A 21,176-nucleotide genomic window follows, 5' to 3' on the forward strand; every position below is an offset into this window, starting at 1 on the left:
CACGTTAACCAGTATAGTAAGAAGGCATCGGATGCTATTTACTATAAACTGATAATCGAGACCGTTTCGGTGGTCTCGATTATCAGTTACGTACTTAATAGCCCGGATTCTGCGGGAACTTAGGTCCATCAACAACCCGGTCTATCTGCGTTTGCGGAATGGGCCTCAGCATATGAAAATCCTGAATATACGGAGCCGCTTCCGGATTCCAGGCTTTCACGCGACGCACCAGCGAACGGGTACGAACCAGATCGTGCCAGCGTTGCCATTCGCCAAACAATTCGCGGGTTCGTTCATCCAGAATGAAGTCTACCGTTACGTCGTCGGCGGTAATCGTCATGGCCGTTGCAGCCGCTACATTTTGAGCCGCCGTGTTCGTTTTGCGGTAAGCAGACCGTTGGCGAACCACATTGAGTAGCGTAGCTGCTTTTGTGGCATCACCTGCTTTCAGATAGGCTTCGGCCCCTGTCAGGTACACATCCGAAAAACGGTACAGCACACAAGGGCGGGTCGATGGGTCATTGAAATTGGCACCCCGGCTGGGGTCCATGAATTTCTTCAGAGCCGGAAAAATTCCATTGTCCCATAAGCTGGGCGGTACAACAAGCCCTTTAAAGGGTCTTGTACCAATGAACTGTGGCGCGCCTTCTACTTCAAAGTCGGGCAACCAAACGGCCGTGTCCGCCCCTACCACAGTCGTATAACCGATGCCCCGTTTATTATTGGCAGCCGTAGGCGTATTGGTAACAGACGTATTGGAAATATAAACCGTATAGAATGAATTTATAAATCGCGAATCCACATCCCGCCTGGTAAATGCCTGATCCAGGAAGTAATTCTTCCCGGTATTAGTACCGGAAGGCCATTTGTAGCTATTCGGGCGCATACGGGTATAAGGCCGTCCATACTGCGAATCCCGGATCATTAACGAGGTGCCACTATTTACATAGGCTCCCGCAGCACTTTTGAAGGAATTGATACCGCTATTGTTGGGGTAATTCCAGTTCGTAAACCAGGGGGTGAGATTATTGGCCGCTCCACCACCTTCGGCAGCGCCTACCTTATAATAGCCATATTTCGGGTCGAGCATGTGATCGCTGACAAACATGGTCTCTTTCCCATAGTCGTTAGCGGGCACAAACGCATCGCCATAATCCTGCCATAGATCGAGGCCGTACGCTGATTTATTGGCAATAATATCAGCACAGATCGAAGCCGCCTGCGTAAAATCAGCAGCCGTATTGTTGAGCCATCCACGGGTCAGATAGGCCTTGGCCAGCAGCAGTTGCGCTACGGGTTTGGTAGCGGCTTTACCCAAAAATGGGGCTGTGGGCTGGTTGGGTAAATCAGCGGCTGATTCGGTCAGGTCCTTGATAATTAACTCATACACCTGAGCCACTGGTTGACGGGAAGCTGCCTGAGACGGGGTGGTTATAAATTCCGTACTGAGCGGCACATCGCCCCAGGTCTGCACCAGATAAAAGTACCAGAACGCCCGTAAAAACTTAGCCTGTGCCAGGTACTGCTTGCGGGTAGCCTCCGGCAGATCGATCGTTTGGCCATATTTGAGTACGCCGTTCAACGTGTTGATGTCCTGAAAAGCGACACCCCAGGCCGAACCGAAGTTACTCCCGTTCAGCCCATTATAAGTATAGGGTGGAACTCCTCCACTACTGGCCCCCTGTAGAAACTCATCGGTGCCAGCCTGCATTTCTACCGTAAATCCTTCCGTACCCCACTGGCCCCGGATGTCGTTGTAAACACCAGCAATACCACCTAAAACGCCAGACGGACTATTGAAATAGGAAGGGACAATTTGGGATTGCGGATTCTCCTGTAATATTTTTTCGCAGCCCAGGTTGAATAAGGCTACCAGGCCAAGTATGGACCAAACTTTTATTGTCTTCATTGTCTGTCAATGATTAAAATTTAAGATTTACCCCCAGCGTGAATTGTCGTACGGGTGGGTTGTTCAGGTTCACAGAAATCTGACGCTCTGGCGTACCGCGCTCGCTGGCACCCTGCGGGTTCAGGGTCGACTGGCCACTGGCATAGCTGTTTCCTTCCGGATCGACAGCCAGTTTCTGGCTAACCAATGGCGAGTAAAGAATTAGCGGATTGGTTGCATTGAAGTAAATCCGGGCCGAACTCATCCCGATTTTCCGGATTGCTGCGCTGGAAAAGGTGTAGCCCAGATTGATACTTCTAACTTTAATGAACGAACCGTCGTAATAGCCTAAGGTAGAGCCGAAATAGGCGACAGCACTACCGGCATCGGGCGCTGGGAAGGCATTGGTCGGGTTTGTTTCTGTCCAGTAATCGGTTTTGACCTGGTTTACCCGGCCCTGATTGTAGAATGCAAACCCGCCCGAACCCGTAGAGTTACCGGTTAGGTAGGGCACGATTACTTTCATTCCCATGCGGGCAAAGGTTACGATAGACAGATCAAAGTTTTTGAAGCTGAACCGGTTCGTAATGCCTCCCTCCCAGTTGGGTTGAAAATTGCCCAGAATCTGCCGGTCAGACGGATCAATCTTTCCATCGCCATTCACGTCTTCCACCCGAATTTGGCCTGGGAACTGAACCGGTGAGGTTTGTTTGGCCAACGTCCCGTTCTCTTTATCTGAGGTTTGCCAGATACCAATTTTTTTGTAGTCGAAAATCACCGAAAGGGGTTGTCCCACAAACCAGCCTGCCCCTAAATTGGACAGTTCAGTCGGGGTTGTGAGCTGGGTGATTTTCTCCCGGTTAAAGAAATACGTTAGATCGGCGCTCCAGTTGAAGCCTTTTGGATTTCTGAAAATATCGACTGTCAGGGCGGTCTCCAGCCCTTTGCCTTCCGTTCGCCCCAGGTTTTTCAGGGTCGAACCAGCTCCATTACTGGGCGGCAGCGGCACCGACAACAGAATATCTTTGGTTTGCTGGTGATACCAATCGACCGAACCCGTAATTCGGTTGTTCAGGAAACCAAAGTCAATCCCAAGATCGATCTGGGAGGTCGACTGCCACCCCAGACCCGTAGCTGGCAGACTGGTAACCGTGTAGGCGAGCTGCTGACCGGCGGTACCCGTTCCAAAATTGTAATAGCCAGCCGATAAGGCCCCCAGTGTGGAATAAGCACCTACGTTTCTATTCCCAGACAATCCCCAACTACCCCGCAGTTTCAGGTTCGATACGACAGGGGCTGCTTTCATAAAGCCTTCCTCGATAATGTTCCAGCCAGCGCCTATTGCCGGATAGTTAAAGTACTGATTACCGGGCGATAAGGTAGACGAGCCATCACGACGCAACGTCAGGGTTAACAGGTAGCGATCATTGTAGCTATAATTCACCCGACCCATATAGGAAAGCAGACCGAGTTCTGAAAAGGAGTTACCAAAGTCCGAATTGGCAACGGGTGTCCCGGAAGCCAGGGAGAAATTAGACGTCTTAATGTAATCGGCCGGAACTCCCGTTATTGTAAATCGGCTACCCAATGAATGGTTTTTCGTGATTTCATACAGCCCGGTAAAGCCCAGTCTATGTTTTCCAAACGTCTTGTCATAATACAACAGGTGCTGGAGGTTGATGTCCCAGTATTCCGTATTGCTAATTTCAGCATTGGAAGACGACTGAACTGTGGCCGAGTTAAAATAGGTCAGTGGCCCATTATAGCCATTGTAGCTCGACTGGCTATAGTTCAGCCCCGCATTCATCCGATACCGCAGGCCAGGCAAAATATTCACCTCAGCATATATACTATTGAATGTCCGTAATGAACGGGTACGACCCAGATACGAATCGGTTTTGGTGATGATCGTTAAGGGGCTTACTCCGGCGGCATCAATGGAGCCTTCTGCCGGGAACAGGTTTACCGTACCGTCGGCATTATACGGCGCTGCCAGGGGTGTAGTACGCACCAAACCGCCCGGAATACCCCCACCACCCGGCGTATTGGTATACGTAAGGGTATTCAGCGTGTTCAATCCCACCTTAATCCGTTTGCCAATACGTTGGTCGATCGTGGCCCGGATGGTGTAGCGTTCAAACTTCTGACTGGGAATAATACCGGTCTCATTGAAATACCCCAGGCCCATCGAATACTGCGTATTTTCCACTCCGCCCACCATACTTAACTGATGGTTGGTATTGAAGCCGGTTTTATAGAGTAAATCCTGCCAGTCGGTTGAAATACCAGCGGCTAAAGCATCCTTTTCTTTCTGCGTAAGCGGATAGGCGGTCGTGCCAGGACTGGTGCGGTTATATTTGGTCGCGTCGTCTTTAAACTGAGCATATTCCGGGCCATTCATCACATTGAATTTGCCCATAATGTTGGTCACGCCATGATAACCGTCATAGCTGAATACCGGCTTCCCGATTTTACCCCGCTTTGTAGTAATCAGGATAACGCCCCCTGAGCCTCTCGACCCGTAAATGGCTGTAGCGGAGGCATCTTTCAGGATTTCGAGGTTAGCGATATCATCCGGGTTTATATCATTGAGCCCGCCATATGGTATGCCATCGACAACCACTAACGGACCATCCAGCCCATCACTTCCGCTCGAACTGGTGGTTAAGGTTCTGTTTCCCCGGATTCTGATCTGCCCCTGCGAACCGGGTGTAGATCCGTTACTGATAATTGAAACACCAGCCGCACGGCCTTTTAACTGGTTAACGATGTTTGGGGCGGGGACCTCCTTCAAGGTTGTTTCATTCACAGAAACTACTGAACCTGTAACATCCCGTTTTCGCTGGGTACCATAGCCCACAACCACAACTTCGCTAAGGGTTTTGTCATCGGCAACCAGCGTAGTATTAACGACCGAGCGAGCCCCAACGGCTACCTCCTGCGTGGTATAGCCAATGAAAGAAAAAACGAGTACGGTGCCAGCTTCGTCGGGAATGGCCAGCCTAAAATTACCGTTCCCATCCGTAGTTGTACCACGCGTCGTGCCCTTTATCTGAATATTAACGCCCGGTAACCCCTCGCCGTTTTCAGCCGTGACCCGGCCAGTTAGTTGTTTATCCAACGCCTGGTCAACTTTGATCTCTGCGGAGGTTTTGTCCTGCGGTGAGGCCAAGGGAGCGAGGTCTCTTTTTATGATAATTTGCTGACCAACTACTTCATAACTCAAATTGAGCGGAGTCAGAATATGACTCAACACCTGAGAAAGCTCCTCATTTTTAGCCTGGTAGTTGATTTTCCGTTTCGACTGAATGACTTCCCGGCTAAATAAGAATTGCACATTAGCCAGTTTTTCAATTCGCTTGAACGTTACCTCGACATCCTCATTTTGAGCGGAGATACTGACTCGTCGATTCAAGAGTTCCTGGGCTCTGCCATCGAAGGCTAAGCTTATATTAGCCAGGGTAAGTGCAAGTAAGATTTGCAGGCTTGAAATTTTCATAATCCTGACCCACACATTGCGGTTAAGTAAAGGGTAATGCATATGTTTGTGTGTTTTGTTTTTCTTCCTGTAAAAGGAAATGGCAAAAAAATCCCTCTCCCCTCCTAAAAGGGGTACTGTGTTGTTGAGGCACATGAGCTGGGTACTTCGCAGGCGGTGGTGTTGGTAGCACTATCGCCTGTTTTTTGTAAATACAGGAGCGTATTTATGGCATAGGCATTCGGTTTGATAAAGGTTAACTGAACATTTATTTACAGCCACGGCTATGAATAACTATTTGATTATCAATGACCTCAAAAGTAGACTCAATGGTAAGGCAAATTAGTCTGATCTTTTCCAGATATGGTTGATCATTGAGTTGCCCGGTAAACGTGCAATTGGCAAGCAATTCCCGGTCATATTGAATTGGCATATGGTAGCTTTGGGCAAGCTCGTCAAGTACTTCAGGAATGGGCGTGTAGTTGAACGCAAATGACTCCGTGATAATCGCCGATGCATTCCCATCCAGCAAAAAGTTTTTATGCTTAACTATAGGTTCAGAACCAGCCTCTAGCTTAAGCTCCTGGTTTACCGTAAGTAATACCGATTTATCGGGAGAGCTAGCGGGCGTAACGGTTACTTTACCCGTCTTTACTTTAACAAAGGCAGTGGCTTCATTGTCAAAAGAACGTACCTGAAAACTGGTTCCCAGTACTTTAGTGGTCAGATTGGTGGTGTAGACGATAAATGGTTTCGCCGGATTTTTGGTCACTTCAAAAAAACCCTCTCCCTGAAGGAAAACCTCCCGAACCCGCTGGTTTGCCTGTTTGCGAAAACGCAGTTGGCTACCCGTTGTCAGCAGAACTGAGGAGTTATCTGGCAATAGTACGACAACAGGTTGCCCCGTTACATTCTTCACTAGTTTCCAGCTTTCACCCACTACTGGTTGCTCTGTTCTTTTATCGGATAGGGCAAATTGACTGGCAATGGGTTTATCAAACTGCCAATAAAGAATCAGACCAACTACTGCTGCCGCAGCAACCCAACGCCCCCAGTACAATAGCGTCTTCATGACTGGTGGTGTATCCGAAATAGTCTCAATTATTTTTTCGGCCTTATTTACTATCTGCTGGTTTGACAGGTCAACATTTTTTCCCTGGATAACTAAGAATGTAGCGACCGCCTGTTCATAAATATCTCTTTTATGGGGATTCTGAGCCAACCATTCCTGCCAGTATAGCTGATCTTCCGGACGCCGTTCCATGACCCAGGTCCGAAAGGCGTCGTTTTCTAAAAAATCCTCAACGGTTATAAGATTTTCAGGAAGGCGCATTGGTACTTTTCTACTAGTTTATTGATAGTATGAAGTATTGCTCTACAGATACCCTCCTAAAAGAGTAATTTTTTAGAAAAAAAATACAAATTGCCTAAAATCAGGGGATAAGCTATTGGCAACGAAGCGTATGGCTATTAGAAACACATACACATTGCCCAAACCAACGGTACAAGCCATCGTTCACGCAACTTTCGCAGTGCCTTCTGTAAAAAGTTGGAAACCGATTGCCGGTTCACATTCATGACCTCGGCAATCTCGGGTACAGACAAGTTTTCGTAGTAGCGCAGGTATAATGCTTCCCGTTCGCGAGCCGGTAAAACAGCTAATTGGGTCTGTATTGTCGTTGTTAAGATAGCTAATGACTCCTGCCGAATCATCAATGTTTCTGAATCTATATCCTCAGCTACTGAGGTGTCCCAGTCTAGTTCCTGAAAAGTGATTCGTTGTTGTGTTCGTATATAGTGTAGTATATGATGTCTTAACGCCTTTAACAGGTAGTGTTTGATTGAGTCGGTCTCATTAATCTGCAAGCGATTCTGCCAAAGCTGTAAAAACAGTTCCTGGATACAATCCTCAACGACTACCCCATCGATCATAAATTTTAGCCCATAGTGCTTCAACACGCGATAATAGCGTTCGGCCAATTGACCTAATGCCTGTTTATCTCCCTGCCGATAGGATTGCCACAACGCTTGGTCTGGAATTTGTGAGGGCTTGGCGTTCACTTAACTATATTTTAGTGAAAAATTATACCGTTCTATTTAGTGTTCATAAACGTTGCTTAACACTACATTGATGAGACCACGACCACGTTTACAAGATCTTACTTCCCGGAATCAACTTTAAAAGCTAGAGCAGCTTATACGTTACGGAGGTTGACCTTTGAAAAACTCGTTAATCTATACATGTCAACGTCTCACTCGTCTCGCCGACCCAACCCGTTCTGTACTCATCTCTAAACCTTAATTTTAGCAAAAAGTGTCCGATAGACACTTTTTTGATTGTGAACTAAGGTCTTATTAGGGCTCTGCCACTATACTTGTTAATTGCCGTTTAATGATAAGAGTCTGACAAATGAGAGCTGTAGCAAAACCTTTGCTATAAGCAGGAACTAGGCTAGAGCGAATACGGGCTAGTCCACTTAAACAGAATACAATTCTACAACAATATAATTATAGCGTATTTATATTTTTTAACAAATACTGACTGTTTTTTAACACTTTTTACTTTTTAAAGAAACGAGAATCCAGGAATTTGTTCGATCACGCTATGGATCATCGTGTTGTAAGGATAGTCCGCTCCTACTAGAACTAATTCAAAAAAACGTTGGATTGAGTTTAGCAGGGAAAGATACAACCATCTGCCAAGCCTAATTAAGGATAAATACCCTGAAACAGACCGAATTGCATGTAGTACTGAACACGTTGAAGCGCGTACTAACAGCTGTCAGCGATACTATAAATTTCGTATAGGTGTGCCATTTTCTTTCTGTACATAGTACATAATAAACATTTTAGGGAATGTTGCGTTTAACAGTTTATCAACCAGAAAAGGATTTTGACCTTTTCTGACGTTAACCTCTTTCCACACAACTACTAGGTATAATTATCATTAATAAACTCAACTCGAATGAATCGTTTTAGTGGTGCTTTCAGAAGGTCCGCCCTGGCTTTGGGACAGACCTCTCCCTCGATCCAGGATCGACAGAAAAGCTCTCAGCCATTGGCTTTCTCCGGACAGCCTACCCCCGCACTAAACTCAATTGGCAACCTGCCACGCGCCCAGGCGCATTCCTCTCCCCAGCACGCGCATAGCGGCTCGTTTTCTCAGGCTTCTACTAGTCTGACTCTCTATTCTCCCCTTCGGCTTAAACGCCTGAACGATCACCCCACCTCGTCGTAGGGATTACTTCACTTCTTTTATAACCTGTTACCAGGAAAAATCATCCGTCAACCGACGCGTTGGTGGTTCCTGCCTAGGGCAATCTCTGTCAGGCGATTTTCCTTACAGATAGGCTATAGTCATTTTTATACTCAAACGATGCACTGGTCAATCGTTTGAGGTTAGTCACGGCTGTACAAGCGGCTTTCCAGTTCCATCAACACTACCTAACTAATTAGTCAAGCAACTAGTAACTTTATGAAGCATCCTGTCAATCGGGCGGCTGGCTCAATCAAGCTGCCCGGCCAGAGCCTACCCCTAGCCCTAAAATCCATTGTGCGCCTGCAAGGGTACGGCAATTATACCTGGGTACACCTCAGTACGCAACCTAAGCCTATCCTGGCCGCGCTAACACTTAAATGGTTTGAGGATCAGCTACCGGGCTTTGTACGGGTTCATAAATCAGAGATAATCAACCCGGCGTTCATTCGGGCCGTGGCGCTCGATGACTCCCTGCAAACAACAGTTTGTTTGGTTAATGAGTATAAAGCTAAGGTTTCTCGCAGGCGTTTGGAACAGGTAGTAGCTAAACTCAACCAGTTCTCTAATCGGTTGGCTAAAGTGCCCAACTACGCTTTTCCCACCTCAGGCCTTTTTCCCGAATTGGTATGAAACACCCCCTTTTAAACTTAAGCCTGATTCTGGCTGGCCTTGTGGGCTGCGCAGCCTATGGCTGGCTGCTACTGGATTGGGTACAGGATATGAAAACAGGCAACTATGACAGCGATCCACTGGAAGCCGTTTGCCAGGCTATCGTTATTCTGGCCTACTGCTATTTAGCCTACCATTTTATTGATAGCCGCGTAACGGGAAGTATTCGCTCGCAGGACCCTAAAATCAACCCTATGCAGCCCAGTAGGTCTTGATGGCTTGAACAAGCTTGTTTCTTCAACATCGGTTGGATGGTGTGCCTATCGAATGGAGAGCGGTAATGAAGCGGTGGTATATCAACGTGTCTACTACGAAGGCTCTTTGCTCAAATTGAAGGAGATTAACTCGGGTACAAAACCGGCAGATAAGAAGGCTGATGATCCACTAACTATTGAGATCTCAATCAGTTATTAGTCTATACCAACTAGCTTAGTCATGTCATTCCAGGAGTTGATACTAACCTACGGCTACCCGATGCTATTTGTAGGCGTCTTGATTGAAAGCGAAGCCGTATTGTTGATCGGCGTTTATTTGGCCCAGCAAGGGTATTTTTCCCTTCCGACTGTTATTGGCGTAGCGGCTTTTTCTTCCTTTGTGGCCGCTCAGCTTTGTTTCTTTATTGGCCACCGCTATGGGGCGACGTTTTTAGTGAAGCGCCCAACCTGGCAGCTGCGATTTAGCCGGGTACAGCGATTGATGAACCGTTTTGGCGTCGGCCTGGTACTCGGTTTCCGGGTTATCTATGGCTTACGGGGTATTATTCCAGCCGCTATCGGGTTAGCGGATTACTCACGCCTGGTGTTTATTGGACTTAATGCTATGGGTGCTTTACTCTGGGCGCTACTGGTGGGGCTGGCGGGAGGTAGTCTTGTTCAGATGGCCGAAAAGCTACCGAATCACCCACAGGTACTTATTCTGGTCTTGGGTGGGTTGATCCTGTGCGGGGGTATGTATCAATTTTATCGCCATGTAAAACGAAAGAAGTCCGTGTCCACAGAATTGACCCATTGATTTTGGCCAGGCACCCTCTTTTTATGGTAAAAGACGCGGCCTCCCTAAGAAGAGTTCACGGGGTAGCCAACCTACGCCTTAATCCGGCAAGTACTTGCCGGGTCTCCTCAATGCGGGTTTTAAGCCCCTTTTTATAATACCAGGCCCGAAATTCAGGCGTATCGTGGTGTGTTTCCAATTCTTGTTCCAGTTCCTGCAGGTAGTGTTCACACTGCGATAAATAGGTGTTAACCGATTTGGGATTGTGGAAGCCTCCCCCATCAACGGTCACGTAAACAGGCGTGGTGTGAGCAGCCTGCGTCGAATCACCATAACACCGGGCGGCAATCCACATACCTTGCGTCACATCGTTCACATCCAGTTTGATAGCCAGATGGCTGGAAGACTGCCCCAGATCATGTTTAGTAACACGCCCCAGAACCCGACCGTGTGCAACCAGCTCCAGAACCTCAAGAGGAAGCTGCTGTAAATGGCCATAAGCCTCAGCGGTTATGGTGAGCTTATCCCCTTTTTTTATTGCCAGATGGTCGCCGGGTATCGCTTTATTGACGCTAAAGTCCAGGATCGGGCCACTCGTCGCAACCGTGTGCCCCGCTGCAACACTTGCCAACCAGGCCGTTTGGGTAAAGGGAGCGTTGATATAGGTATAAAACCGGGCATTACCAATTTGGGCATTCCGTTCAGGCGGCCCATGATCGTGGTCATGGCCACACCAGGGAAAATCAGAACCTGCGGTGGCCGTAAGTGGAAATCCCAGATCCAACAGACGATAATAATGCTCCGTGTGCAGCGGTTGCGCTGAAACACAGTACTGAATAACTTCCAGTACATCAACTTTATCCCGCAACCCATCCAGAGTAAGCCCCCGATACCCATGAAATGACTCCGCTTGATGAGCATAGCCGGTGAGACCACCCCGTTTGTGCAACTCATCAAACACCTGATCGTAGTAATAATAATTCCGGCCATCGCGAACGGACGTTGAAGCGCCAAAACCCAGCGCATGGCCTAGTTCAGGTGTTCGCGGATCTTCCTGACCTGGGGTCAGCAAATAGTTCCCCTGCTGATAAACGCCTTTCTCTCCGAAAGCATATTGTGGATAATAGGTTTCCCAGAAATCGCCCATTTTCAACAGGACACCGACGTTGACGTCTTCTGCCTGCATCCAATCAAGCAGAGGTTCATTGTCTCGTGGCGACCGACGAATGTGAACATGTCCGTCTGCTGAATACCAGCCACGGGCAGCCTGATTGATCCAGCGTTTTATCCGGTAGGTTTGCCGATACACCTGTCCAGACGTTAGCCGTATTGGGTGCACCTGACGGAGATACTCATTCCCCTTTGAGATGGTTACCGTATAGGTGCCAGGCCGTAAGGTCATGGTGAAACTACCCGCCACATAAAAAGAGCTATCTGGCTGAAGCGCGTACCCATCCGCATGATCCCACAAGCCATAGGAAACGGCTATCGACTCGGCTGGCATGGCCGGAACGGGCTTTCCTGCCTGTGTAATTCGAATTCGAGCCGGGGTTGGTTTGCCGGTTTTATCATCCACTACCCGAATAGTCATTCGCCCCATCGGCAGTGCATGTCCGATAGTGCCAGACGCTAACAAAAACAGAACGAGTGGTAGGGCTGCGCGATAGAGTAATCGATTCACATGGGAACTGGTTAGGGGTTACGAATCTATGAATCAGATTGGCCTATTACCGTTTTAAGGACCTAATAAACGAATAATTCGTCAAAGTCCTCATACCCTGATTCAGGGTGAATTTCGAATGACAGTTGCTCGCTAACAGCGCCTTACAATTCAAGTACAGGAAGTACGGCTGTGAACTAGCGGCAATTAACTCGTAGCGCTAATTCGTCAGTTTAAAACACCGAATTAGCTCTTTAGATAAAATACAGTTCAGCTAGCCAGGTATTGCCGTCAACTTTGCCTGATGAAAACAAACCGACGAACGATAGCTCAACAGTCAACTCCTGATAGTGATCCAATTCCTGCTCATCCACTGTCTCACGCCGTTGAGACAACGAATACCAGATTGCTTGAAAATACAGTGATCTCAACCTTCAGAGAGTTCGTCCGCAGGCCTAAAAGGTTGAATCATAGGCTTACACGAACGAATGGGCTTGGCACTTCAAATGACGAATAGGCAGTTCATCCACTCCTTATGTCGGTTCATACACAGTTGCCTATGTTTTGGTAATTGGGCCAACTAGTTTTGGCTACGTAATCAGGACAACAGTTGATCCATCAATCGTCCATTCCATTACCCTCTTTTTTATGAAAATTCTCGAACTTGATCTGTACACGACTAATCTGGAGGCTGTACGTCTTTTTTATGTCAGCCAGCTTGGACTGCCTCTGCTGGCACGTACAGCCTCCCAACTTACCATCCTGGTTGGTTATACCCGCCTAACCTTTCGGCTCGTTGCTCAACCGGTGGCACCCTATCATATTGCCATCAACGTACCACGCGACTCGCTCGATGTGCTGATGTATTACTACGACCTGGATTACCTGCCGACACAGGCACCTGGCCAAACGATTGCCTATTTTCCCGACTGGCGGGCCAAAGCCTGTTATTTCTACGATACGTGCGGGAATCTCCTGGAGTTCATTGCCCGGACGGACCTTAATCTGGATAACCCAAACCTGACCTTCTCGGATCTGTTTCAGGGGGTTAGCGAGATTGGCCTGACGACCCAGGATGTAGCCTACACAACCTACGAGATTCAACGCCGTTTCCGGATAGATCAGTTTAGCAAAACGACACCAAAACCGGATTTCAATGCGCTGGGGGACGACAATGGCCTCTTCATTCTAGCGCAACAAGGCCGCAATTGGCTCTTTTCAACCACACAGGCCGACCTGAATTATTGCCGGGTTCAATTCACAACCGGAACGGATACGACAGTACACGAGCTGTATTCATACGAAGTGAATCAGCTGCCCATTGGCTATGCACCCGGTAGTTACCAACGCTATGCGCCTGAACAACAGAAGGCTTTTGCTTCCTAGTTTAAGCCCTTCATTGCCGATAGCCAGGTGGCCATTTCCAGCCGCCAACTAAACGACTTCATCTTATGTGCCGAGCCAGCAAACGTATTCCTGTGCCTTGCAACCTGTGCCTTCGCAAACACATGTGCACCAGTAACCAGGTCGAGAGACCTCTGCAACCTGAATCATCAATCGTACTGACGTCAGATTATCAACCAACTATATCACCTTTTAAACGCCAAAAAGACCATGCAAAACCAACGTTACAACGTATTCAATCAAATTCATAAAGGCCTGCGGGGCATGCTGTATGATACAGCCACCCGTTTACAGCAAACCGATTTTTCACAATCAGGAGCAAGCGAGGCTGTTGACCAGTTAGCGCAGGTACTCCTCTTTTTCGATGACCACGCCGAACATGAGGATCGGTTTATTCTACCCCACATCCGCAAGCACGACGCACAACTCATTGATGAGCTGGAAAAAGATCATGAGATCGATCACCGCCTTACCCAGACGCTTTTTGATCATATTCAGGAATGGAAAACGGTTAGTTCGGATAATCAGCGAGAAGCCATTGGTCAATGGATCTTGTTCGCCTTTAGCGAGTTCATCGCGTTCAATCTTTACCATATGAACAAAGAAGAGAATGTACTGATCTATTTGCTCTGGAAGCATTACACCGATGCAGAAATCAGGGAAATGGAAGGGGAGATTCTGAAAGCAATTCCGCCCCAGACCCTGATGGCCGAGAGTCGCTGGATGATGCGCTCCATCAATGACAAAGAAGTGGTTGAGTGGCTAATGGGTGTTAGACAAGGTGCGCCGGTAGCCGTATTCGATACCTTCCTGCAAATGGCCAAAGAGGAATTACCGTCTGAGCGACTGACGAAAGTGCATGCGGCACTGGAGCTGGTATAACCCATAGTCAACCCCATGAAACGCCTGTTCAAAAAGTTAAAACTCAAAAAAAACAATCCGCCCAAAAGGCAATTGTCCACTGTCCGTTCGCAACTCTGGTGGGGACACGAATAGTGGCTTATTATCCGTTAAACAACTCATGTTATGCATTACAAACGATCTGTACTCTCTTTTTTTCTGGCTGGCAGTCTACTTACAGGATGTCAGGATCACCGGGTTCCCGCACCCGTTCAGCCTACAATAAGTACCCTGGCTACGGGTCTGGTAGCGCCTATCGGTGTAGAGGCCGACGCCAGTGGTCGAGTCTTTGTTACCGAACAGGGTACGGGAATTAACGATGGCCGCGTATCAGAAATCACACCCGATGGGAAAGTACATCCGGTTATTACAGGCTTGTATTCCTTCAAGCGCCCCGACAATGAACTGGACGCCACCGATCACCTGCTGGCGGCCGATGGTATGCTTTATGTATTGAATGCCAAAGGGCTTTACACCCTTAATCTGGCCTCGTTCAAAACCGGTGATGCCCCGATTCCGGCCGCCAGTCTGACTCCAGAAAACATTCAGAAGTTCGTCATCGACTATGCTTTTACCGAAGACACGGGTGAATCACATCTGTATAATATGACCCTTGGACCCGATGGTGCGCTCTACATGTCCGATGCAGCCGCCAACGCGATTATTCGCCGATCCAAAACCGGCCAGTTAAGTGTGGTGACGGCCGTGCCAGGCATTGCCAACCCAAATCCGGCTGGTCCACCACCGGGACCGCCTTTTATTGAGTCGGTACCAACGGGAATTACGTATGATGGTAAACAGTTTGCCATCAGTACATTGCTGGGATTCCCGTTTCCGGCGGGCAAGGCTATCATTTATCAGATGGACCTGGCAGGAAAACTCAACGTGTTTCAGCAGACCTTCAACAGTATGGTCGATATTGAGAACGATGGGAATGGTAACTACCTGGCGCTTGAATTTGCCATCTTTGGTCCAACAGGTTTTACACCTAAAACAGGCCGGTTGCTACGGGCTAAGGGAACCAGCAGCGACTTGCTGATCGACAAGCTGAACATGCCAACGGATCTAAAACTGATTGATAGCCACACTGCTTACTTAACCAGTATGGGAGACGGAACCCTATTAAAAATCACGTTCTAAGTCTTCATAGGTCCTTACCAACAGTTGATGCCCCAGTTTTAGTGAACAGTTTAGGAAACTGGGGCATCAACTGTTGGCAAAGACCCAAAAACGATCAGTAAAAATAGGTCGTTTGCTAATTTCTACTAGTATCGTTCATCTGTATCAGTAACGATACCAGTAGAAATTGCTTGATTATAATGACTGCTACGCTTTATATCCAAGCTTTGATACAGAGCCCGTTATGTTCGTCTTTTTTCTACTTATATCTCGCAGTATACATCTGGCGGCTGGGCTAATTCTGTTGATGTATCGGCATGTCTTTTCTAGCGTTGAGCTATGATAACTGGCAACGACTCCCGTCTGCGTTGGCTGGGCCCAATTGGCCTGTTTTTGTTCGGGAATATATTCTTCCGGCTTTCCTTTTGGCTACAAGCCAGTCCGCCTGCACTCATCCATTCTACAGCGGTCGGCCTGGGCGCGGGATTTTTGTTTTGGCAGTTGAACCGTGGCATTGCCCGCTATTTACAACGCAGGTTTCCAGGTCTGGAGCGCACACCCAAACGACTCCGGCTATTGTTGGTACTAACTCCCCTACTCGTAAATGCAGCTGTCTTTTCACGCTTCGGGCTGCATATCCTGCTAGGTTCGAGGCAGACGCTTTGGCTTGGCCTGGTCGACTACGTTATGTCTTTAGGCATTCAATTATTTTATCAGGTAGTGTATGTCAGTATTTACGAAGGCGGATACGTATTACGCCAGTGGAAACATACCTTTCAGGAAAAGGAAGAACTCATAAAAGTTCAGTGGCAAACCCGCTTCAATGCCTTAAAGGGTCAGGTTAACTCCCATTTTTTGTTTAACTCATTGAACGCCCTTTCAGCCCTGATTGAAGAGTCGCCAGCGCAGGCCAGTCAGTTTGTCGACGAGTTGTCGAAGATGTATCGGTATCTGCTCCAAGCCAATGACCAGGAGTTAGTTTCACTGGAAACAGAATTAGCGTTCATTGAGTCTTACGCGCACCTGCTGCAAACCCGGCACGGCACTGGGGTTCTCATTCAGATGATGGTGCCCGAAGATCACCTGGCGAGTCCGCTCCCCCCGTTAACCTTGCAACTACTCGTCGAAAATGCCGTCAAACATAACATTGTGCTGGCCAGCCGTCCCTTGTTGATTGAAATCGGCACAACCGCATCTGGCCAGTTACGGGTACGCAACAACCTTCAGCCTAAAAATATACGGGCAATCAGTAATGGCGTTGGCTTAACCAACATCATTGCCAAATACCGTATGTTAACCCCTACCGACATTGTTATAAAGGAGGAAGACGGGCATTTCACCGTTTTATTACCCTTGCTCAAACAGCACTAGCCGTGGAAGTACCTGGTGGTAAGATGGCAGGTAGTATACAAGACCCCCACTGGCTGAACGGCAGTTAGCTAGGCCTGCTACCCCTCTATAGTCGGTACGCAAACCAATCGCGCTTTTCTACAATTGACCCGTCGTTTCTGCCAATCGGCGCTAATTGTCATTGAAATCCGCCACGCTGAGGAGGCATTTTTGTGTCGTAAACAAACACAAACAAATGCTATGAAGAATCTACAAGCCTTCCGCTCATTAACCGGCACCGCCCTACTTCTACTGGGTAGCCTATTTGCCCTGACCGCCTGCGACAAAAAACCGGTTGATCCCAACGGACCTATGCCGACCGATCCCGGCACACCAGGCCAGGCGGGCTATTTGGTGGGTAAGGTGATCGATCCACAGGGCAAGCCACTGCCAAAGGCTACGGTCTTTGTTGATCATACTGTATTGACAGGCGATGGTCCGGAAGTAAAAACAGCCGCCGATGGCACCTACAAGGTTCAAATGACCGACTTCGCGGGCGAATGGATTGCCAAAGGTTACCTACTGAAGCAGTATAATGATCGGGTCTATAAGATTAACCTTGATACTGAAGACGACAGCCCCTTTACGAGCAACGAAAAAGCCGTCCGTAATTTTCAGTGGAAACTCACGGGCCACATTCCTGATCTGAGCCTGGATCTTTACTACGGGGGCACCATGGAAATGTCCCGCGACCTGAACGCGGATGACCTTCGGGATAACGAGAACATCGAATTTACGTTAACGCCAGTCGGCCCACTGATCGACGGCTCAACGGGTAAGGTGCTGAAAGTACAGGCAAAGAAGCGTTACAACGACGCGATTAAGGATGTGCCAATGGGACGCTACAAAGTCACGGCGGTGTATAAACCCACGGGTGAGCAACTGCTGGTTCGCAATGCCTGGGACTTCGACAGTGATATTGTTTACCAGCCGTCGGTCACAATGGACTTCTTAGGTACTGAGTCAGCCGTACGTTACAACAGCATGTGCGTAGGGTATACCAATCGGCACTGATCCACATAGCCCACAACGACCTCAGGTCTGTTTCAACATACCTCACATTAACCATGAAACTCAGTAAATTTTTACCCGTTTTGCTGTTAGGCAGTGTACTAGCCTGCCAAAAGCCAACGGATGCCATTAATCCCGGTAATCCATCGCCCCTCGGCAATAAAGGTTGTTGGCGAGAGTAGTTTAGTTATAAACGGCCATTCATTCGATAACGTAACTCCTAGTGGGAGTTTGATGAATGGGCATCTTACGGTTACGGCTGTGGGACTCGATTCGACAGGAAAGAGCGGCAGTATATCCTTATTTCTGAACAGCCTTTCTATAGGTGCACATCCGTTTTCAGATGATATTGATCTCACAGAAGGAACCTCTATCAATGTTCTGGATGGTGCAGGCAAAGGAGATAATATAGACGGCTCATCTTTTTATTCAACGTGTCTCGCCCCCAAAACCGAATCAGGAGCTATTCAGGTAGTTAAGGTTGAGCGAGCGAATGGCACCGTAAAGGTAATGCTCCAGCTAAGCGGGCGGGTAGTGACAAAGCATAGCTACAATGCAGAAACCTGCGTTGTCAGCGAACACAAAACCATGCCGGTAAGTGGCCGATTAACGGTCGTAGTCCGGGAATAGAAAAGCGGTTTACACCGATGCACGGCTCCTTTATCACCAGGAAAATTATGCTCTGAACGATGTAGTAAACACGCGGTTTTTTCGGATTTAGCGCTTATTTTCGGTTTTTATCCGGTATGACTTTGTCCAGTCCGCTTCATAGATTGACTCGTTTTGTTGATCGGTATCGTCCGGTATTGCTTTCCCGTATTGAGTGGTGGTTTCATCTGGCATCTATGCCAATACTGCTTCCCATTGGCGCTTACTTCATCATGGGCGAACGGTACTTTCGGGACCCCATCACGTTCACGGTAGGCACTATCGTGAACGTGTTTGTGTATGGGTATACCGTAACGTTGTTCACACTGGCCGTGCGGTGGGTAATCCGGCAGTTTCCCCTCATTCAGCAGGCGGGCGTTCGGTTTGTGAGTATGCTCTTAGTAGTGGGGTTCATCATGGCCACCACCGCCGTCCTCGACCTCTGGCTCTTTAGCCTGGTGCCCGGCACAGGGGTCCGGTTTTCCTGGGAAGCCGTGGTGCCACTCTGGCTATTCGGCAGCGTGGCCAGCCCAATTTTTTGCCTGACCCTGGGCATGTTTTATGTGTACTCGCAGTGGCATGATCGGCAGACCGAAAATGAGCAATTGAAGCGTGAAGCCCTTCAGCAGCAATACGATGCGTTGAAAGATCGGGTCAATCCTCATTTTTTATTTAACTCCCTAAACTCCGTCTCGTCGCTCATTGGCGAAGACCCTGCCCATGCCGAACGTTTTGTCGATCAGTTGTCCAGGGTGTATCGGTACATGCTCCAGGCAAATACCCACAGTTTAGTACCCCTGGAATCGGAGCTGGATTTTCTGGCCATTTACACCGACCTACTGCGTGTTCGCTACGGGAGCTCGCTGCGCCTGGAACCTTGCATCTCGCCCGACTGTCGGCGGGGCCAACTCCCCCCGTTAACACTCCAGACGCTTATCGACAATGCCATCAAGTATAATGCTATGACGCCCGCACGACCGCTGGTTATTCAGGTAGAAGCCCAGGGAGATCGGTTACTCATCAGGAATAATCTTCAGCGGAAGACGATCCGCGTAGAGACCAGTTCAACGGGATTATCGACACTGATGGACAATTACCGACTGTTGGGTTTACCCAAACCCGTTGCCGAAGAAACAGCCACACAGTTTATCGTTTCGCTACCGCTGCTCGCCGAAGTCTAAGTCGTGCCTGAATGCCTGATAGGCCTCACGCCAATTCCAGCACGAATTCTGGCATCCCAGACAATCCAACTAACAGTTGAAACAGCATTGACCGGGAATTAAGGAGTATACCCACTAAGTTGCCCCCAATTTCCTTACTTTAGGTATGAAGTTGTGTGATTTGTATGATGTCGATTAATAGGCCCATCTTACCCGATAACCCAACGCAACCTGGCATAACCAGGCCCTGGTACTGGCCGTCGAAACAACTTGGGTGGCAGATCGTATTGCTGTTCCCATGGTTCATTCCTCTGGTAACCTACCTGTTGCTGGGACCGCGTTACTTCAGTAACTGGTCTACGTTTGTGGGTGCTACCGGACTGAATCTGGCGCTGGGTGTGGGGTGCCAATGGCTGCTCGATCAGGTTACCAGACGGGTCACCAACCGGTATCCTGGTCTGGGGCAAACAGCCTCTCGACTCATCCTGTTGCTGCTGGCGTTCATGAGCATCTCCCTGCTTGTCATCCTGGGGGGCTTATGGCTATACACGCAGTTCCACCTGTTTGGTTATGTGTACCAACCAGGAGTAGTTAGCCGCATTCTCTTGTTTAATGTAATCGTGAATCTGATTTCGCTGGGGGCTTACGAGAGTATTTATTCGCTGACCAAATGGCGCGAGAACATCCTCGAAAAAGAGCAGTTAAAAAAAGTGAATCTGCAAAGTCAGTACGAGAGCCTCAAGAACCAGGTCAACCCGCACTTTCTGTTCAATACCCTAAACTCGCTTTCCTCTCTAATTGCCGATGAGCCAGAACGGGCAGAAGAGTTTGTCAACGAAATGGCCAACGTTTATCGCTACTTACTCCAGACCAACCGGGGAGCCGACGCCAGCCCTGATAGTTCGCGGTCCGACGCTTCGGCTTCAGGTGGTGAATTGACGCTTCTGGACACTGAACTGACCTTTATCCATTCGTATTTTCATTTGCTCAAGACCCGCTACGGGCCAGGCATTCAGGTAGACGTAGCCATTAACGAGAACGACAAAAACCGGCTGCTGCCTCCCCTCTCGCTGCAAATGCTGGTAGAAAACGCGGTGAAGCACAATGTTATTCACGTAAGCAGACCTCTGATCATTGAAATTAAATCGACGCCCAGCGGTCATCTGATGATCCGTAACAACCTACAGCGCAAGCCAATCCGTCGGGTACTAAGTAATCAGATTGGGTTGAGTAACATTCAGGCCCGCTACCGACTGATGGCTCAACAATACGCAACTCCATTGGAAATCCATATCGACGAAGCCGACGGTTATTTTACAGTTACTCTCCCCCTTTTATAGTTAGAACGACCCTAAACGTACTCCTAGGTGAAGAGGACGATTTGGCGGTGCGTAACCGCCGTAAATGAGCAGCCGATGTAAAGCCATCTTTATACCCTCAACGAGCGGGTCGGCTCACTCGCAGTGCCGTTCTTTCGTCCGGATCGGGGGCTGATTCTGACGCATGGGGCTATAAAACAGAGTCGACTTTGCTTCAGCAATTAGCGGGTCGTGCCTATCAACCTTGCCTACAATAGAGGAGCGTTGGGCAGCTTTTTTACC

General features: G+C 48.5%; 19 protein-coding genes. 13 read left to right on the forward strand and 6 right to left on the reverse strand.

Going from position 1 to position 21,176, the window contains the following annotated elements; translation table 11 throughout:
- Positions 1 to 94: 94 nt before the first annotated feature.
- The 4 genes from ACYVGO_RS23215 to ACYVGO_RS23230 form a co-directional block, all read right to left on the reverse strand.
- Positions 95 to 1,909, reverse strand: coding sequence for a RagB/SusD family nutrient uptake outer membrane protein (locus tag ACYVGO_RS23215; RefSeq protein ID WP_460971306.1), 1,815 nt, complete (start codon positions 1,907 to 1,909; stop codon positions 95 to 97).
- Between the two features lie 13 nt (positions 1,910 to 1,922).
- Positions 1,923 to 5,429 (reverse strand): TonB-dependent receptor, encoded by a 3,507-nt coding sequence (locus ACYVGO_RS23220; protein ID WP_460971307.1) that lies wholly within the window; start codon positions 5,427 to 5,429, stop codon positions 1,923 to 1,925.
- A 205-nt stretch (positions 5,430 to 5,634) separates the two neighbouring features.
- Positions 5,635 to 6,699, reverse strand: coding sequence for a FecR family protein (locus ACYVGO_RS23225; RefSeq protein ID WP_460971308.1), 1,065 nt, complete (start codon positions 6,697 to 6,699; stop codon positions 5,635 to 5,637).
- Positions 6,700 to 6,836: 137 nt separating this feature from the next.
- Positions 6,837 to 7,427: an RNA polymerase sigma factor gene (locus tag ACYVGO_RS23230; RefSeq protein WP_246859475.1), complete on the reverse strand. Its 591-nt coding sequence runs from the start codon at positions 7,425 to 7,427 to the stop codon at positions 6,837 to 6,839.
- Positions 7,428 to 8,331: 904 nt separating this feature from the next.
- Here ACYVGO_RS23230 and ACYVGO_RS23235 point away from each other — a divergent pair.
- The 4 genes from ACYVGO_RS23235 (at position 8,332) to ACYVGO_RS23250 (ending at position 10,305) form a co-directional block, all read left to right on the forward strand.
- Entirely contained in the window at positions 8,332 to 8,604 is a 273-nt protein-coding gene (locus ACYVGO_RS23235; protein ID WP_460971309.1) for a hypothetical protein, read from the forward strand.
- A 237-nt stretch (positions 8,605 to 8,841) separates the two neighbouring features.
- Positions 8,842 to 9,255 carry a LytTR family DNA-binding domain-containing protein gene (locus ACYVGO_RS23240; RefSeq protein ID WP_460971310.1) on the forward strand — a complete coding sequence of 138 codons (414 nt, stop codon included), beginning with the start codon at positions 8,842 to 8,844 and terminating at the stop codon, positions 9,253 to 9,255.
- Positions 9,252 to 9,509, forward strand: coding sequence for a hypothetical protein (locus tag ACYVGO_RS23245; protein ID WP_460971312.1), 258 nt, complete (start codon positions 9,252 to 9,254; stop codon positions 9,507 to 9,509). The genes ACYVGO_RS23240 and ACYVGO_RS23245 overlap by 4 nt, the downstream gene beginning before the upstream one ends.
- Positions 9,510 to 9,729: 220 nt before the next feature.
- The gene (locus ACYVGO_RS23250; protein WP_460971314.1) at positions 9,730 to 10,305 is read left to right on the forward strand and encodes a DedA family protein; all 576 of its coding nucleotides are present in this window, start codon (positions 9,730 to 9,732) and stop codon (positions 10,303 to 10,305) included.
- A gap of 55 nt (positions 10,306 to 10,360) precedes the next feature.
- Here the strand turns inward: ACYVGO_RS23250 and ACYVGO_RS23255 are convergent, their stop codons facing one another.
- A complete protein-coding gene (locus tag ACYVGO_RS23255; RefSeq protein WP_460971315.1) occupies positions 10,361 to 11,965 on the reverse strand; it encodes a CehA/McbA family metallohydrolase in 1,605 nt (534 codons plus the stop codon).
- A gap of 233 nt (positions 11,966 to 12,198) precedes the next feature.
- Positions 12,199 to 12,339, reverse strand: coding sequence for a hypothetical protein (locus tag ACYVGO_RS23260; protein WP_460971316.1), 141 nt, complete (start codon positions 12,337 to 12,339; stop codon positions 12,199 to 12,201).
- Between the two features lie 253 nt (positions 12,340 to 12,592).
- Here ACYVGO_RS23260 and ACYVGO_RS23265 point away from each other — a divergent pair, with 253 nt between their 5' ends.
- From ACYVGO_RS23265 to ACYVGO_RS23305, 9 genes are all read left to right on the forward strand, one after another.
- Positions 12,593 to 13,330 (forward strand): VOC family protein, encoded by a 738-nt coding sequence (locus ACYVGO_RS23265; RefSeq protein ID WP_460971317.1) that lies wholly within the window; start codon positions 12,593 to 12,595, stop codon positions 13,328 to 13,330.
- Between the two features lie 228 nt (positions 13,331 to 13,558).
- Complete coding sequence (locus tag ACYVGO_RS23270) at positions 13,559 to 14,230, forward strand: hemerythrin domain-containing protein (protein ID WP_460971318.1); 672 nt, start codon at positions 13,559 to 13,561, stop codon at positions 14,228 to 14,230.
- 144 nt (positions 14,231 to 14,374) lie between these two features.
- Entirely contained in the window at positions 14,375 to 15,388 is a 1,014-nt protein-coding gene (locus ACYVGO_RS23275; RefSeq protein WP_460971319.1) for a ScyD/ScyE family protein, read from the forward strand.
- A gap of 318 nt (positions 15,389 to 15,706) precedes the next feature.
- The gene (locus tag ACYVGO_RS23280) at positions 15,707 to 16,738 is read left to right on the forward strand and encodes a sensor histidine kinase (protein WP_142771729.1); all 1,032 of its coding nucleotides are present in this window, start codon (positions 15,707 to 15,709) and stop codon (positions 16,736 to 16,738) included.
- Positions 16,739 to 16,957: 219 nt separating this feature from the next.
- Positions 16,958 to 17,770: a carboxypeptidase-like regulatory domain-containing protein gene (locus tag ACYVGO_RS23285; RefSeq protein WP_460971320.1), complete on the forward strand. Its 813-nt coding sequence runs from the start codon at positions 16,958 to 16,960 to the stop codon at positions 17,768 to 17,770.
- A 53-nt stretch (positions 17,771 to 17,823) separates the two neighbouring features.
- On the forward strand, positions 17,824 to 17,949 hold the full coding sequence (locus ACYVGO_RS23290) for a hypothetical protein (protein WP_256366034.1): 126 nt from the start codon (positions 17,824 to 17,826) through the stop codon (positions 17,947 to 17,949).
- 52 nt (positions 17,950 to 18,001) lie between these two features.
- Positions 18,002 to 18,397 carry a hypothetical protein gene (locus ACYVGO_RS23295; RefSeq protein WP_460971321.1) on the forward strand — a complete coding sequence of 132 codons (396 nt, stop codon included), beginning with the start codon at positions 18,002 to 18,004 and terminating at the stop codon, positions 18,395 to 18,397.
- Between the two features lie 116 nt (positions 18,398 to 18,513).
- Positions 18,514 to 19,596: a sensor histidine kinase gene (locus ACYVGO_RS23300; protein ID WP_460971322.1), complete on the forward strand. Its 1,083-nt coding sequence runs from the start codon at positions 18,514 to 18,516 to the stop codon at positions 19,594 to 19,596.
- A 164-nt stretch (positions 19,597 to 19,760) separates the two neighbouring features.
- Positions 19,761 to 20,915, forward strand: a complete 1,155-nt coding sequence (locus tag ACYVGO_RS23305; RefSeq protein WP_460971323.1) for a sensor histidine kinase — start codon at positions 19,761 to 19,763, stop codon at positions 20,913 to 20,915.
- The last annotated feature ends 261 nt before the right edge of the window (positions 20,916 to 21,176 follow it).

It is taken from the genome of Spirosoma migulaei (assembly GCF_054776855.1).